This window comes from Streptomyces sp. NPDC046557, assembly GCF_040645975.1.
In the GTDB taxonomy this organism is placed as follows: Bacteria; Actinomycetota; Actinomycetes; order Streptomycetales; family Streptomycetaceae; genus Streptomyces.
Map to the genome: position 1 here is coordinate 123,514 of NZ_JBEYZH010000007.1, position 14,877 is coordinate 138,390.

General features: G+C 71.6%; 13 protein-coding genes and 1 tRNA gene. 8 read left to right on the forward strand and 6 right to left on the reverse strand.

Annotated elements, in window-relative coordinates; genetic code table 11:
* Positions 1-100: 100 nt before the first annotated feature.
* The 5 genes from ABZ934_RS16570 to ABZ934_RS16590 form a co-directional block, all read right to left on the reverse strand.
* Positions 101-622 carry a hypothetical protein gene (locus ABZ934_RS16570; protein WP_361313146.1) on the reverse strand — a complete coding sequence of 174 codons (522 nt, stop codon included), beginning with the start codon at positions 620-622 and terminating at the stop codon, positions 101-103.
* Between the two features lie 149 nt (positions 623-771).
* Positions 772-1,605 carry an S-methyl-5'-thioadenosine phosphorylase gene (locus tag ABZ934_RS16575; protein ID WP_361313148.1) on the reverse strand — a complete coding sequence of 278 codons (834 nt, stop codon included), beginning with the start codon at positions 1,603-1,605 and terminating at the stop codon, positions 772-774.
* Positions 1,606-1,680: 75 nt separating this feature from the next.
* On the reverse strand, positions 1,681-1,995 hold the full coding sequence (locus ABZ934_RS16580) for an FmdB family zinc ribbon protein (RefSeq protein WP_361313150.1): 315 nt from the start codon (positions 1,993-1,995) through the stop codon (positions 1,681-1,683).
* A 108-nt stretch (positions 1,996-2,103) separates the two neighbouring features.
* The gene (locus ABZ934_RS16585; protein WP_361313151.1) at positions 2,104-3,453 is read right to left on the reverse strand and encodes an MFS transporter; all 1,350 of its coding nucleotides are present in this window, start codon (positions 3,451-3,453) and stop codon (positions 2,104-2,106) included.
* 410 nt (positions 3,454-3,863) lie between these two features.
* Positions 3,864-5,354 carry a potassium/proton antiporter gene (locus tag ABZ934_RS16590; protein ID WP_361313344.1) on the reverse strand — a complete coding sequence of 497 codons (1,491 nt, stop codon included), beginning with the start codon at positions 5,352-5,354 and terminating at the stop codon, positions 3,864-3,866.
* A 249-nt stretch (positions 5,355-5,603) separates the two neighbouring features.
* Here ABZ934_RS16590 and ABZ934_RS16595 point away from each other — a divergent pair, with 249 nt between their 5' ends.
* Positions 5,604-8,477 carry a penicillin acylase family protein gene (locus ABZ934_RS16595; RefSeq protein ID WP_361313152.1) on the forward strand — a complete coding sequence of 958 codons (2,874 nt, stop codon included), beginning with the start codon at positions 5,604-5,606 and terminating at the stop codon, positions 8,475-8,477.
* Between the two features lie 26 nt (positions 8,478-8,503).
* On the opposite strand, the gene ABZ934_RS16600 is transcribed toward ABZ934_RS16595, so the two are convergent.
* Positions 8,504-9,091 carry a 5-formyltetrahydrofolate cyclo-ligase gene (locus tag ABZ934_RS16600; RefSeq protein WP_361313153.1) on the reverse strand — a complete coding sequence of 196 codons (588 nt, stop codon included), beginning with the start codon at positions 9,089-9,091 and terminating at the stop codon, positions 8,504-8,506.
* Between the two features lie 140 nt (positions 9,092-9,231).
* On the opposite strand from ABZ934_RS16600, the gene galU reads away from it, so the two are divergent.
* The 7 genes from galU (at position 9,232) to ABZ934_RS16635 (ending at position 14,688) form a co-directional block, all read left to right on the forward strand.
* Complete coding sequence (galU, locus tag ABZ934_RS16605) at positions 9,232-10,134, forward strand: UTP--glucose-1-phosphate uridylyltransferase GalU (RefSeq protein WP_361313154.1); 903 nt, start codon at positions 9,232-9,234, stop codon at positions 10,132-10,134.
* A gap of 4 nt (positions 10,135-10,138) precedes the next feature.
* Positions 10,139-11,476: a gephyrin-like molybdotransferase Glp gene (gene glp, locus ABZ934_RS16610; protein WP_361313155.1), complete on the forward strand. Its 1,338-nt coding sequence runs from the start codon at positions 10,139-10,141 to the stop codon at positions 11,474-11,476.
* Between the two features lie 74 nt (positions 11,477-11,550).
* Entirely contained in the window at positions 11,551-12,063 is a 513-nt protein-coding gene (gene moaC, locus ABZ934_RS16615; RefSeq protein ID WP_361313156.1) for a cyclic pyranopterin monophosphate synthase MoaC, read from the forward strand.
* Positions 12,064-12,194: 131 nt separating this feature from the next.
* A complete protein-coding gene (locus tag ABZ934_RS16620) occupies positions 12,195-12,686 on the forward strand; it encodes a MogA/MoaB family molybdenum cofactor biosynthesis protein (RefSeq protein WP_361313347.1) in 492 nt (163 codons plus the stop codon).
* Positions 12,687-12,703: 17 nt separating this feature from the next.
* Positions 12,704-13,348, forward strand: coding sequence for a GNAT family protein (locus ABZ934_RS16625; protein WP_361313158.1), 645 nt, complete (start codon positions 12,704-12,706; stop codon positions 13,346-13,348).
* A 150-nt stretch (positions 13,349-13,498) separates the two neighbouring features.
* Complete coding sequence (locus tag ABZ934_RS16630; RefSeq protein WP_361313160.1) at positions 13,499-14,536, forward strand: hypothetical protein; 1,038 nt, start codon at positions 13,499-13,501, stop codon at positions 14,534-14,536.
* Positions 14,537-14,614: 78 nt separating this feature from the next.
* Positions 14,615-14,688: transfer RNA gene (locus tag ABZ934_RS16635), tRNA-Ala, on the forward strand.
* The last annotated feature ends 189 nt before the right edge of the window (positions 14,689-14,877 follow it).

The window sequence follows — 14,877 nt, forward strand, 5'->3', positions numbered from 1 at the left end:
CGGAACACGGAGCCGACGGTTCCGAAAACTACGGCAGTCGGGCCCCCGCGTGTCCAATCGATGCCCGCCCCGTGGCGGCCCGACCGCACGCTTGTCCGATTCAGCACAACGTCACCGCCAGCCGCGCCACACTGCCCGCGCCCACGAGGGTCCGCGCGGTCTCCCGGGGCACGGACAGGACCACCAGGGCCCCGCCGTCGCCCGACGCCTTCTCCGGCTCCGGCACCCCGGCGACCCGAGCCCCGACCGCCACCACCCGGGGCGGCCCCGCCCGCTCCGCCGCCACCACATCCACGCGGTCACCCGGCCGCAGCAGCCGCACAGTGGCCCCGTCGGCGATGCGCACGGGCGCCGACACCATCCGCACCACCGCCGGCGGCGGTTTCGCCTCCGGCGGCCCGGCGCCCCGCGAGGCCCGCGCCTCCGTTCCGCCCACCGCCAGCGCGGCCGCCACCACGGCCAGCCCGGCCGCCCCGGCCCGCCGACGGCGACGCAGGGCGCGCCTGAGGCGGTCCCCGCCCCGCCCCACCCGCAGCGGCGGGAAGGGCGGCACGGGCCGCGCGGGCGCGGACGTGGAAGGGGAAGACAGGGACGAAGGGGCCGCGGAGAGGTACCCGGACATGCTGAACACCGCCTGGCTGTGAGTTCGGTGTCCGGACCCGGCGTCCGGACACCCCTCACGATCCGCCCCGGCGGCGTATCCCGCTCGTGCCTGTGGACGGTCCCCAGGTTGTGGAAAACCCCCTCACCCCCAGGGGTGAGGGCGCCTCGCTACGGCAGCTCGATGCCCAGGTCCCAGCCGTCGTGCGCGTGCGTGCACAGGCAGTCCCGGGACTCCGTCCCCGGAAGGGCCGCGACCGCGTCGAACAGGACCTCCCGCAGCCGCCCGACGTTCTCGCCGAACACCTTCAGCACCTCCGTGTGGGAGACGCCCTCGCCCGTCTCGGCGCCCGCGTCCAGGTCCGTGACCAGGGCCATCGAGGTGTAGCAGAGCCCGAGCTCCCGCGCGAGGACGGCCTCCGGGTGCCCCGTCATACCGACCACCGACCAGCCCATGGCCGCGTGGAAGAGCGACTCGGCGCGCGTCGAGAACCGGGGGCCCTCCACCACGACCATCGTGCCGCCGTCCACCGGCTCCCAACCCCTGCCGCGTGCCGCGCCCATCGCCGCCGCCCGGCCCACCGGGCAGTACGGGTCGGCGAACGTCGTGTGCACGACGTTGGGCACCGACCCGTCGGGCAGCGGCTCCCCGTCGAAGAAGGTCTGCACGCGGGACTTCGTACGGTCCACCAGCTGGTCCGGCACCAGCAGCGTGCCCGGACCGTACTCGGCCCGCAGGCCCCCCACCGCGCAGGGACCGAGCACTTGACGCACGCCGACCGAGCGGAGAGCCCACAGGTTGGCCCGGTAGTTGATCTTGTGTGGCGGCACCGTGTGGCTGCGTTCGTGCCGCGGCAGGAACGCCACTGACCGGCCGGCCAGCTCGCCCAGGTATAGGGAGTCGCTCGGGGGCCCGTAAGGGGTCTCCACCTGGATTTCGGAGACGTCCTCCAGGAAGGAGTAGAAGCCCGAGCCGCCGATGACACCGATCTCTGCGTTCGCCATACGGTCACATTAGCCGGGCACGCGTAAGGCCCCGCCGCCCAGGAGGGCGGCGGGGCCTACGGAAAGCGGACGGCGTCAGGCGGCCGAGCTGGAACTGCTGCTCGTGCTCGTGCTCGCGCTCGAAGTCGACGACGACGAGGAGGCCGGGGCAGCGGCCGGGGCGGCGGTGGACGACGCGGCGGGCTTCGTTGCCGGCGTGCTGCTCGACGACGCACCACGGCTGTCGTTCCGGTAGAAACCGGAGCCCTTGAAGACGATGCCGACCGCGGAGAACACCTTCTTCAGGCGTCCGTCGCAGTTCGGGCACACGGTCAGTGCGTCATCGGTGAACTTCTGCACGGCCTCAAGGCCCTCACCGCACTCGGTGCACTGGTACTGGTAGGTCGGCACGAATTTCCTCCTGGCACTCTCACTCAATGAGTGCTAACGACGGTCCATGGTGACGTATTCCGGCGGAACAGTCCACCGATCTCGGCCGCGCGGTGACCGATACCACCCTCAGACGGTGCTGAGGTCCCGCTGCTGCACCCGGTTCTCGTGGCTCTCGCGGGCCTCCCGGTTCTCCTGGGCGCCCGACGAGCCGACGATCCGGCTCGCCGCCTTCGGCGCGAGCTTGGCCCGCAGCGAGAGCAGCGTGACCAGCGCCAGCGCCGTGGCGGCGGCCGGCACGAGGAACCCGTACGCGGACCCATGCGCGTCCGTCAGACGGCCGGCCGCGATCACGGCGATGGCCTGCCCGAAGGCGACCGCGCCGGTCAGCCAGGTGAACGCCTCGGTGCGGGCGTTCGCCGGGATCAGCGACTCGATCATCGTGTAGCCGGTGATCAGGGCCGGGGCGATGCACAGGCCGACGAGCAGTCCGAGCCCGGCCAGCAGGACCATCGAGTCGGCGGTCCACAGCAGCGACGCGGTGGCGGTCAGCCCGATGTAGCCGAGCAGCAGCCGGCGGCGTGGACCGATCTTCCAGGCGACGGCGCCGCAGACGATGCCGGCGATCATGTTGCCCGCCGCGAAGACTCCGTACAGCAGGCCGTTCGCACCCGGGTTGCCCATCTCGTTGGAGAAGGCGGCCATCGAGACCTGCATGCCGCCGAAGACGGCGCCGATCCCGAGGAAGGCGACGATCAGGACGCGCAGACCGGGGAAGGACAGGGCCGCGGCGCGCTTGGTGCCGGTGGCGGTCTGCGCGTGCGCCTTGGGCTGGCCGGCGCGCTGGGCGGCGAACAGCAGGCCGCCGATCAGCGACAGGGCGGCCTCGGTGATGAGGCCGGCCGAGGGGTGCAGGCCGGTGCACAGCGCGGTCGCGAGGACCGGGCCGACGACGAAGGTGAACTCGTCGGTGACGGACTCGAACGCGGCGGCGGTCGCCAGCAGCGGCGAGCTTCCCCGCGAGCCCTCGGCCTGGGCGGCGTTCCCACCGAGCGTGGCGGCCCAGCGCGCCCGGACCATCGGGCCGACCTGCGGCACCGAGGCGCCGGCGGGGATCGCGGCGGCCGCGAGGGCCAGGACGGGCGCGCCGAGCAGGGCGAGCGCGGCCAGGGCGCTCACGGCGGTGGCGTGGACGAGGACGACCGGCAGCAGGACGGCGCTCTGGCCGTGCTTGTCGGTGAGGTTGCCCATCACGGGGGCGCACAGCGCCATGGAGATGCCGGTGACGGCGGCGACGATGCCGGCGTTGGCGTAGGAGCCGGTGGTGTGCTGGACGAGCAGCAGGATGCTGATGGTCAGCATTCCGAAGGGCAGGCGGGCGGCGAATCCCGGGAGCAGGAAGCCGAGGGCGCCGGGCGTGCGCAGGAGCTGCCCGTAGCCGGGGCGGGCGGACGTGTCGGTCGTGACCGCGGATGTCACGGCCTTGCCTTTCCGCTGCCTGGTAGAACTCCCCGTCTGCGGACGGTGCATCGCCTTGTGGGCGAGTCGCACCCGTACATGTGGGAGCCCCGAGAGCTGTCCTCTTGCGCAGAACCGAGTGATACCTGGGCGCCCACTGCGGGAGGGAGCCACGGCCGCTTTGCGGTCGCGCCAGCTCTGCGTCAGGCAGAGTTGGTTCGATGTGGTGTGCCTTAATCGTACAGGCAGACCGCCTTCGACGCCCTGTGATTCCGGCGACAAGGCATGTCTTTACCTGCGATTAACTGGAAGTTCGCATTCCATGTACCCCCAAAGCAGGGCAGAATCCCTCACCAAACCGCGAAATCACAGATTTAGAACGTCGCTCTAACGCTCCGTTCCAGTCGGTCCCGGCCCCTTCCGGCCGCCGTTCACGCCCCGTCGGGGCCCGTCCCCAGCCATCCGGCGAGCTTGCCGCCGCGAGCGACCGCCCGCAGCCGTGCCTCCGCCGCGTCCCGCACCTGGTCCGTGGCCACCACCAGCAGCTCGTCCCCCCGGCGCAGCACCGTGGAGGGCGCCGGTACGAAGCTCTTCGCGTCCCGGACCACCAACGTCACCGACGCCCCGGCCGGCAGCCGCAGCTCGCCGACCTCCACCCCGTGCATCCGCGAGGCCGACGGTATGGCGAACGACAGCAGGTGCCCGCGCAGCTTCTCCAACGGAGCGGACTCGATGCCCAGGTCCGCCGCGGCCTCGTCGGTGTCGCCGAGTTCGAGCTTGCGCGCCAGCCACGGCAGGGTCGGCCCCTGGACCAGCGTGTAGACGACGACGAGCACGAAGACGATGTTGAAGACCCGGTCGCTGCCCTCGATCCCGGTCACCATCGGGATCGTGGCCAAGATGATGGGCACCGCGCCGCGCAGGCCCGCCCACGACATCAGGGCCTGCTCCTGCCAGGGGATGCGGAACGGCAGCAGGCTGACGAAGACCTCCAGGGGCCGCGCCACCATCGTCAGCACCAGTCCGATGATCACCGCCGGCCAGAAGTCGCCCGCCAGCTCGTGCGGGGTCACCAGCAGGCCGAGCAGGACGAACATGCCGATCTGGGCGATCCAGCCGAGCCCGTCCGCGAACCCCCTGGTGGCGGGCCAGTGCGGCAGCTTCGCGTTGCCGAGGACCATCGCGGCCAGGTACACCGCGAGGAAGCCGGAGCCGTGCGCCATCGCGCCGGCCGCGTACGCCGTGATGGCGATGGCCATCACCGCGATCGGGTAGAGGCCGGAGGCGGGCAGCGCCACGTGCCGCAGGCCGTACGCGCCGAGGAAGCCCACCGTCAGGCCGATGGCGATGCCGATGGCCAGCTCCAGCGCGATCTTGCCGATCAGGACGTACCACTCGTCCACCGGCCCGACGGTCGCGAAGGACACCACCAGGATGACCACCGGGGCGTCGTTGAAGCCGGACTCCGCTTCCAGCACACCCGTCACACGGGAGGGGAGCGGCACCTTGCGCAGGACCGAGAAGACGGCCGCCGCGTCGGTCGAGGAGACGACCGCGCCGATGAGCAGGGCCTGGCGCCACTCCAGCCCGACCAGGTAGTGCGCCCCCGCCGCCGTTACCCCCACGCTGACCGCGACCCCGACGAGGGACAGGACGCTCGCCGCCGGCAGGGCCGGCTTGATCTCTTTCCACTTGGTGCCCAGACCACCCTCGGCGAGGATCACGACGAGCGCGGCGTAGCCGATGACCTGGGTCAGCTCGGCGTTGTCGAACACGACATTGCCTATGCCGTCCTGGCCTATCGCTATGCCTATGCCGAGGTAGATGAGCAGGCTGGGAAGACCGCTGCGCGAGGAGACGCGTACCGCCGCTACCGCGACGAGCAGCACGAGCGAGCAGACCAGCAGGAGCTCATTGAGCAGGTGGACAGTCAGCGGGCGGCCCTTTCCCTCATGTGCCCCTGACGGATCGTTCCTCCGTAGGCACGCGCGACAAGCACTTTCGTTACCTTACCTAATCTTTGACGGAGTCTTTACTCGACAACCACATTGTGAAACGCCGCTCCGCCCCTGTCCTCAGGACGGCTACCCCTGGCGGATCACCGGGGGTGGTCCTGCGCCTATGGTTGCTTCCAGCAATCCCAGGACCACCCTGCCCCTCTAAGGACAGCGATGCCCGCCAACTCATCCGGCCCTTCCGTCAAGAAGAAGGGACGACGCGCACGTCTGATCGTGCTCGTCATGGTCCTGGCGCTCTTGGCGGGACTCGGCTACGGGGCGTACTGGAGCGTCGACGGCGTCCGTGCCTCCCATCCCCAGACCACCGGCTCCCTCAAGCTGCCCGGCCTGACCGGGACCGTCGACGTCAAACGCGACGAGCACGGGATCCCGCAGCTCTACGCCGACAACGACGAGGACCTCTTCCGCGCCCAGGGCTTCGTCCACGCGCAGGACCGCTTCTGGGAGATGGACGTCCGCCGCCACATGACCTCCGGGCGGCTCTCCGAGATGTTCGGCTCCGGCCAGGTCGAGACCGATGCCTTCCTGCGCACGCTGGGCTGGCGCCAGGTCGCGCAGGCCGAGTACGACACCAAGCTCTCACCGGAGACGAAGAAGTACCTCCAGGCGTACGCCGACGGGGTCAACGCCTACCTCAAGGGGAAGTCCGGCAAGGACCTCTCCGTGGAGCACGCGGCCCTCAAGCTGACCGGCGACTACACGCCGGAGCCGTGGACGCCGGTGGACTCGGTGGCCTGGCTCAAGGCGATGGCCTGGGACCTGCGCGGCAACATGCAGGACGAGATCGACCGTTCGCTGATGGCCGGCAAGCTCACGCCGCAGCAGATCGACGACCTCTACCCGCCCTACCCCTTCGACCGGAACAAGCCGATCGTCGAGGGCGGCTCCGTCGCAGGCGGCAAGTACACGCCCCAGGGCACGGCGTCCGCGGGCTCCACGGGCACGGGCTCCACCGGCACCGGCACGGGTACGGGCTCGACGGGGGGTACGGGCACGGGCACGGGTACGACCACCGGCTCGCAGGCCACCCCGAACGGCGGCATCACCACCGGCCTCGCCGACAACGCCTCCGCCCAGGGCGCGAGCGTCGGCCTGCGCACCCGGCTGTCCTCCCTCGCCAAGACCCTGGACGAGATCCCCGCCATCCTCGGCCCCAACGGCAGCGGTATCGGCTCCAACTCCTGGGTCGTCGCGGGCAAGTACACGACAACCGGCAAGCCGCTGCTCGCGAACGACCCGCACCTCTCGCCGCAGCTGCCCTCCGTCTGGTACCAGATGGGCCTGCACTGCCGTGCCGCCTCGCCCCGGTGCCAGTACGACGTCGCCGGCTTCACGTTCTCCGGCATGCCGGGCGTGGTCATCGGCCACAACGCCGACATCGCCTGGGGCATGACCAACCTCGGCGCCGACGTCACCGACCTCTACCTGGAGCAGATCAAGCCCGACGGCTACGTCTACGACAACAAGGTGGTCCCCTTCACGACCCGTGAGGAGGAGATCAAGGTCGCGGGCGGCAAGAGCAAGCACATCACGGTCCGCACCACCAACAACGGCCCGCTGATCTCCGACCGCAGCGACGAACTCGCCACCGTCGGTTCCCGCGCCCCCGTCTCCGGCTCCGCACCCGACCGCGGCGACGGCTACGGCGTGGCCCTGCGCTGGACGGCGCTGGACCCGGGCAAGTCGATGGAGGCGGTCTTCAAACTCGACCGCGCCAAGGACTTCGCCGCCTTCCGCGCCGCCGCGCGCGACTTCGAGGTGCCGTCGCAGAACCTGATCTACGCCGACAACAAGGGCCTCAACGGCAACATCGGCTACCAGGCCCCGGGCCGCATCCCGATCCGCGGCGCCGGCGACGGTCGCATGCCGGCGCCCGGCTGGGACCCGAAGTACGCCTGGAAGGGCGGCAAGGACGGCGCGACCGGCTACGTCCCGCAGGACGAGATGCCGTACGACTCCAACCCCGCGCGCGGCTACATCGTGACGGCCAACCAGGCCGTGACCGAGAGCGGCACCGCCGCGGGCAAGTACCCGTACGTGCTGACCACCGACTGGGGTTACGGCGCCCGGAGCCAGCGGATCAACGACCTCATCGAGGCGAAGACCAAGGACAACGGCAAGATCTCCACCGATGACATGCGCACCATGCAGATGGACAACAGCAGCGAGATCGCCGCGCTGCTGACGCCGATGCTGGCCAAGATCCCGGTCTCCGACCCGGACGTGCGCTCGGCGCAGAAGCTGCTGGAGGACTGGAACTACACCCAGGAGCCCGACTCGGCGGCGGCCGCCTACTTCAACGCGGTGTGGCGCAACATCCTCAAGCGGGCGTTCGGCGACAAGATGCCGAAGGAGCTGCGCGTCACGAACAGCTGCATGAACGTCCAGGACAGCGGCAACGGGCCCGCCGACGACCTCGCCGCCGTCGTCCGCGAATGCGGTACCCGCGGCGCCGACTCGGCGCAGCCGGACGGCGGCGACCGCTGGTTCGAGGTGGTCCGCCGGCTGGTCAAGGACGAGAAGTCGCCGTGGTGGACGTCGCCGGGCACCGTGCGGGAGAAGGCGACCACGACCCGCGACGAGCTGTTCGCGCGGGCCATGAAGGACGCCCGCTGGGAGCTGACCGCCAAGCTCGGCAAGGACCAGTCCACCTGGAGCTGGGGCCGACTGCACCAGCTGACGCTCAAGAACCAGACGATCGGCACCGAGGGCCCCGGTTTCATGCAGTGGCTGCTGAACCGCGGTCCGTGGAACCTGGGCGGCGGCGAGGCCACCGTCAACGCCACCGGCTGGAACGCCTCCAGCGGCTACGGGGTCACCTGGGTGCCGTCGATGCGGATGGTCGTCAACCTCAACGACCTCGACAAGTCCCGCTGGATCAACCTGACGGGTGCCTCGGGGCACGCGTACAACGCCCACTACACGGACCAGACCACGCTGTGGGCCAAGGGCGAGCTGCTGGACTGGCCGTTCGGGAAGGAGGCCGTGGACAAGGCCACGGTCGACACCCTGACGCTCAAGCCGTAGTGCCGTAGTGCCGTAGCGGCGGGCGCTCAAAAGCGGATCACCCCCGACGGGGTGGCCACCGCCCGGACGGGGTGGTCGTGCGGTTCCTCCGGGACCCGCGCGACCACCTCTTCGTCGTAGAGGAGCACCACCAGGGCGGGGCGCGCCCCGGCGCGTTCCAGTCGCTCCAGCACCCTGTCGTACGAGCCCCCGCCGCGGCCGAGCCGCATCCCGCGCGCGTCGACCGCGAGACCCGGCAGCAGCACGGCGTCCGCCCACGTCACCGCGTCCGGGCCGAGGGCCGGTCCGGAGGGCTCCAGCAGCGCCATCTTCCCGACGTGCGCGATCTCGGTGAGACGGCCGGGGCCCTCGTACTCGGCCCAGTCGAGGTCGTTGTCGGGCAGCAGCCGCGGCAGCAGCACCCGCTTCCCGCCGGTCCGCAGCGCGTCCAGCAGGTCGCGGGTGCCGGGTTCCGTGCCGACGGAGACGTACGCCGCCACCGTTGCCGCTCCGGCCAGTTCGGACAGTGCGAGGGCCGAGCGGGCCAGCGCGCGGGCCGCCGTACGGCGCGACTCGGGGGATCGGGCCCGGCGGGCGGCGAGCAGCTCGCGGCGCAAGGCCGCCTTCTCGGCCACGCGGGCCGGCCTCTCGTCGGACGGGTCCGACCGGTTGCCTACCACAGCTGAATCAGATTTCCTTCCGAATAGGCGCAGACCGGGAGCTTCTCCCCGGAATCTGACCTGGCGTTTCCGCGTAACCCACTATCGTTCTGCGCATGAATCAGTTGCACCCCGTGATCAAGAAGGCCGTCATCCCGGCCGCGGGCCTCGGTACTCGCTTCCTTCCGGCGACCAAGGCAACCCCGAAGGAAATGCTTCCGGTCGTGGACAAGCCCGCCATCCAATACGTGGTCGAAGAGGCCGTCTCGGCGGGACTCGACGACGTACTCATGATCACAGGACGTAACAAGCGCGCCCTCGAAGACCACTTCGACCGCAACTACGAGCTGGAGTCCGCCCTCATCGCCAAGGGCGACGACGACCGGCTCAAGAAGGTCCAGGAATCCAGCGATCTGGCCACCATGCACTACGTCCGCCAGGGCGACCCGCGCGGTCTCGGCCACGCCGTGCTGTGCGCCGAGCCGCACGTCGGCGACGAGCCCTTCGCGGTCCTGCTCGGCGACGACCTGATCGACCCCCGCGACCCTCTGCTGCGCCAGATGGTCGACGTCCACGGCCGCACCGGCGGCACCGTCATCGCCCTGATGGAGGTCGACCCGGCGAACGTGCACCTCTACGGCTGCGCCGCCGTCGAGCCGACCGACGAGGCCGACGTCGTGCGGATCACCGGACTCGTCGAGAAGCCGGAGCCGGCGGACGCCCCCAGCAACTACGCGGTCATCGGACGCTACGTCCTCAACCCCGCGATCTTCGGCATACTGCGGGAGACCGAGCCGGGCCGCGGCAACGAGATCCAACTGACCGACGCCCTGCAGAAGCTTGCCGCCGACGAGAGCGTGGGCGGCCCGGTGCACGGCGTGGTCTTCCGGGGCCGCCGCTACGACACCGGGGACCGCGGTGACTACCTGCGGGCCATCGTCCGACTCGCCTGCGAGCGGGAGGACCTCGGCCCCGAGTTCCGTACCTGGCTTCACCGTTACGTCACGGAGGAGATGTAGCACCTTGAGCAACCCCGACGCACCGCAGGACACCGGCCCGCACCGTCTGTGGTCGGTGGACGAGCACCTCGCGGACGTCCTCGCCGCCGTCCGGCCGCTGGAGCCCATCGAACTCCAGCTGCTCGACGCCCAGGGCTGTGTCCTGGTCGAGGACGTCACCGTGCCCGTCGCCCTGCCGCCCTTCGACAACAGCTCCATGGACGGTTACGCCGTCCGGGTGGCCGACGTCCAGGGGGCGAGCGAGGAGTTCCCCGCGGTGCTGACGGTGATCGGGGACGTCGCGGCGGGCAGCGGTGAGCTGCCCACCGTCGGCCCCGGTCAGGCCGCCCGCATCATGACCGGCGCCCCGCTGCCGCCCGGCGCGGAGGCCGTCGTACCGGTCGAGTGGACCGACGGCGGCACGGGGGGCGGCGCGGCCTCGGGGATGACCCCGGCCAGCGCGGCGCCCGAGGGCGCGGGCGGTGAGGTACGGGTGCACCGCGCCGCCGAGGTCCGGGCGCACGTCCGCTCGCGCGGCAGCGACGTACAGGCCGGGGACCTGGCGCTGGCCGCCGGCACGGTGCTCGGCCCGCCACAGATCGCGCTGCTGGCCGCCATCGGGCGGGGCAGCGTCCGGGTCCGGCCGCGGCCCCGGGTGGTCGTCCTGTCCACCGGCAGCGAACTCGTCCAGCCGGGGGAGCCGCTCACCGCCGGGGCCATCTACGACTCCAACAGCTTCGCCCTCGCGGCGGCCGCGCGGGACGCCGGGGCCATCGCCTACCGGGTCGGCGCCGTCGCCGACGACGCGGACACGCTGCGCGCCACCATCGAGGACCAGCTCGTCCGGGCCGACCTGCTCGTCACCACGGGCGGTGTCAGCGTCGGGGCGTACGACGTCGTCAAGGAGGCGCTGACGGCGGTCTCCACCGGCTCCGACGACGTGGAAGGCGGCGGGATCGACTTCCGCAAGCTGGCCATGCAGCCGGGCAAGCCGCAGGGCTTCGGCACCATCGGCCCCGACCACACCCCGCTGCTGGCGCTGCCCGGCAACCCGGTGTCGTCCTACGTCTCCTTCGAGCTGTTCGTGCGTCCCGCGATCCGGGCGCTGATGGGCCTGCCCGACGTCAGCCGTCCGGCCGTACGGGCGGTGCTCAAGACGGACCGGGCGATCGGCTCCCCGACCGGGCGCCGCCAGTTCCTGCGCGGCGCGTACGACGCGGAGACCGGGACGGTCAGCCCGGTCGGCGGTACGGGGTCCCACCTGATCGCGGCCCTGGCGCACGCCGACTCGCTGATCGTCGTACCGGAGGACGTCACCACGGTGGAGCCGGGGGCCGAGCTCGAAGTGGTCCTGCTCGGCTGAGGACCGCCGGGTGCGGGTAGCGTGTTGCACCACACAGGCCCTTGCGGGGCCCGGAGCGGGAGCGGCACGAACCTATGGCAGCGTTTTCCCGGGGGGAGCCCCCCCGACCCCCTCAGCACAGCAGGCTGACGCACATCGACGAGGCCGGGGCGGCCCGGATGGTCGACGTCTCGGCGAAGGACGTCACCACCCGGACCGCCCGCGCCAGTGGGCGCGTCCTCGTCTCCCCCCGGGTGATCGAGCTGCTGCGGGGCGAGGGCGTACCGAAGGGCGACGCCCTCGCCACCGCGCGGATCGCCGGGATCATGGGGGCGAAGAAGACCCCCGACCTGATCCCGCTCTGCCACCCGCTGGCCGTCTCCGGCGTGAAGGTCGACCTGTCGATCGCCGACGACGCCGTGGAGATCCTGGCCACCGTCAAGACGACCGACCGCACCGGCGTGGAGATGGAGGCGCTGACCGCGGTCGCCGTCGCCGGGCTCACCGTCATCGACATGGTCAAGGCCGTCGACAAGGGCGCCGTCATCACGGACGTCCGGGTGGAGGAGAAGACCGGCGGCAAGTCCGGCGACTGGAGCCGGGCGTGAACGCCCCGCGCGGCGGCGAGGCGTTCAGCCACAGCCACAGCCACAGCCACAGCCACAGCCACAGCCACGTCCCGCCGGTGCCGGGCGAGGCGTGGGCGGCCGAGCCGGGCGCCGGCGAGCCCGTACGTGACCTGCGCGCGCTGGTGGTCACCGCCTCGAACCGGGCCTCGGCGGGCGTCTACGCCGACAAGGGCGGCCCGCTGCTCGCCGACGGGCTCGGCCGGCTCGGGTTCGCCGTGGACGGGCCGCGCGTGGTACCGGACGGAGATCCCGTCGAGGAGGCGCTGCGCGAGGGCGTGGCCGCCGGGTACGACGTCATCCTGACCACCGGCGGCACCGGCCTCTCGCCGACCGACCGCACCCCCGAGGCCACCGCGCGGGTACTGGACTACGAGATCCCCGGCATTCCGCAGGCCATTCGCGCCGAGGGCCTGGCGAAGGTGGCGACGGCCGCCCTGTCGCGGGGCCTCGCGGGCGTGGCGGGCCGCACCCTGATCGTGAACCTGCCCGGTTCGACGGGTGGTGTGCGCGACGGACTCGCGGTGCTGGAGCGCATCCTGCTGCACGCCGTCGACCAGGTCCGGGGCGGCGATCACCCCAGACCAGCCGGGAGCGCGAGCTGAACGGCCCGTCCTGGCCCGTGGTGCTGACGGACGGCGATGTCACCCTCCGTCCGATAAAGCTGCGCGACCAGCGGGCGTGGCGCGAGGTCAACCGTCGTAACCGCGACTGGCTTCGGCCGTGGGAGGCCACGATCCCGCCGCCCGCGCCGTGGGGGCCGGTAATCCACCGGCCGACGTACCGTCAGATGGTGCGGCACCTGCGGGCGGAGGCGAACGCGGGGCGGATGCTGCCGTTCGTCATCGAGTACCAGGGGCGCTTGGTCGGCCAGTTGACGGTCGCCGGGATCACCTGGGGGTCGATGTGCGCCGGACACGTGGGCTATTGGGTGGACCGGGACGTCGCGGGCCGCGGGGTGATGCCGACGGCCGTCGCGCTCGCGGTGGACCACTGCTTCGCGAAGGTCGGGCTGCACCGGATCGAGGTGTGCATCCGGCCGGAGAACGGCCCGAGCCGCCGGGTGGTGGAGAAGCTCGGGTTCCGCGAGGAGGGGCTGCGGCCGCGCTACCTCCACATCGACGGGGCCTGGCGGGACCACCTCGTGTTCGCGCTCACGGCAGAGGAGGTGCCGGAGGGGCTGTTGCGCCGCTGGCGCCGTTCCCAGGGGAACCCGGGCACCCAGGGCAGCCAGGGCAGCCAGGGCAGCCATGGTCTCCCGAAATAGCAAAATCGCAAAGACGTTCGAATTCTTGGCCGATTCGCCCATAACCTGATCCGAAGAATCACAAAAAAAGTCCGTGATATCAGCGAGATCGCGCGACACGCCGGCTCAATTGGCCGATACCCGCAGCCGCGTCCCTCTACGGTGTGGGGTGTGAGCAGCAGCGGCCTCATCTACGCAGTCATTGTCGGGGCCTGGGCCGCCTACTTGGTGCCCATGTGGCTCCGGAGGCAGGACGAGCTGAACGAGGCCCGTCCGACGGAACGCTTCTCCACTGCCATCCGGCTGCTTTCCGGCCGGGCGGGAATGGAGCGCCGTTACGCCAAGGGACTGCGTGAGCGCGGTGCCGAAGAGGTGGAAGTCCAGCCCCACGCGGACCCGGACGCGGCGACGGAAACGGTGAATTCCGTGGACGCCGACGCCCGGGCTTTCGTCGTGCCCCCGACCAGGGCGGAACCCAGGTCGGCCGGCGCGCAGCGGGCGGAGCGGGCGGAGCGGGCCCGGCGCGAGCAGCGCCTCCAGGTCCTCGCCCGCCGCAGGCGCACCACCGCGCTGCTCTTCCTGATCTTTACCCTGGGGGCGGTGGTCGCCGCGGTCGGCGGCCTGCGCTTGCTGTGGGTGCCCGCCGTTCCCGCGCTGCTGCTCAGCGCGTACATCGTGCACCTGCGGGTCCAGGAGCGGCGTCGCTACGAGTTCACCATGGACCGCCGGCGCGCGGAGGCGGCCGCCCGGCGGCTGCGCGAACACCACTCGCGCCGCCGGGAGTCGGAGGCGGAGGCCGGCGCCGAACCGGACCCCGCGCCCCCGGTGTCCCCGCAGGAAGCGGGGCGGCGCGCGGTGGTGGAGCAGACCGACCACGCCGAGTGGGTGGACCAGCAGCGCGAGCGCGAGCGGGGTCCGGCGCGGGGTGACAGCTGGGAGCCGGTCCCGGTCCCGCTGCCGACCTACGTGACGGCCCCGGTCGCCCCCCGAGCCACCGGTCCGGCGGCCCCCGACGCCTGGAGCGCGACCCGCTCCAGCACCGCCGAGCCGACGGAACCCCGCCTGCGCGCCCAGCCGGGCCCCCCGAAGACCGCGGCGGAACCGAAGCTCCCGGCCGGCCCGGCCCCGTCCACCCCGCGCCCCCGCGGCCGCACCCCGCTGTTCGACCAGTACGAGGGCGAGTCCCGCCCGCGCGCCGCGAACGAGTGATCGGTGACCTGCGCGGACGCTCCCGAAAACCGGTTTTGGAGCACCCGCGCGGGGATGCTAATGTTTCACACGTCGCAAGGGCCTGTGGCGCAGTCTGGTAGCGCACCTCGTTCGCATCGAGGGGGTCTGGGGTTCAAATCCCCACAGGTCCACAAACGACAGTTCCCGGGTAGCTCCCGAGAACGTCATGAGATCCCGTCCGGTCGCAAGACCGGGCGGGATCTTCTGCTTTCCCACCCGGCCGCCGCCCTGTCCCGCGTAGATCCGTCGGGCGTCGATACCGATGGAGAGCGTGTCCAGGGCCACCCGGGGCGGCGACGAGGGTGAGGCGGACGCCCTGT

Bases quoted from the DNA above. Each gene is read 5' to 3' on its own strand.
- galU (WP_361313154.1), top strand. From the start codon at position 9,232: ATGAATCAGTTGCACCCCGTGATCAAGAAGGCCGTCATCCCGGCCGCG.
- ABZ934_RS16570 (WP_361313146.1), bottom strand. From the start codon at position 622: ATGTCCGGGTACCTCTCCGCGGCCCCTTCGTCCCTGTCTTCCCCTTCC.
- ABZ934_RS16575 (WP_361313148.1), bottom strand. From the start codon at position 1,605: ATGGCGAACGCAGAGATCGGTGTCATCGGCGGCTCGGGCTTCTACTCC.
- ABZ934_RS16595 (WP_361313152.1), top strand. From the start codon at position 5,604: ATGCCCGCCAACTCATCCGGCCCTTCCGTCAAGAAGAAGGGACGACGC.
- moaC (WP_361313156.1), top strand. From the start codon at position 11,551: ATGGCAGCGTTTTCCCGGGGGGAGCCCCCCCGACCCCCTCAGCACAGC.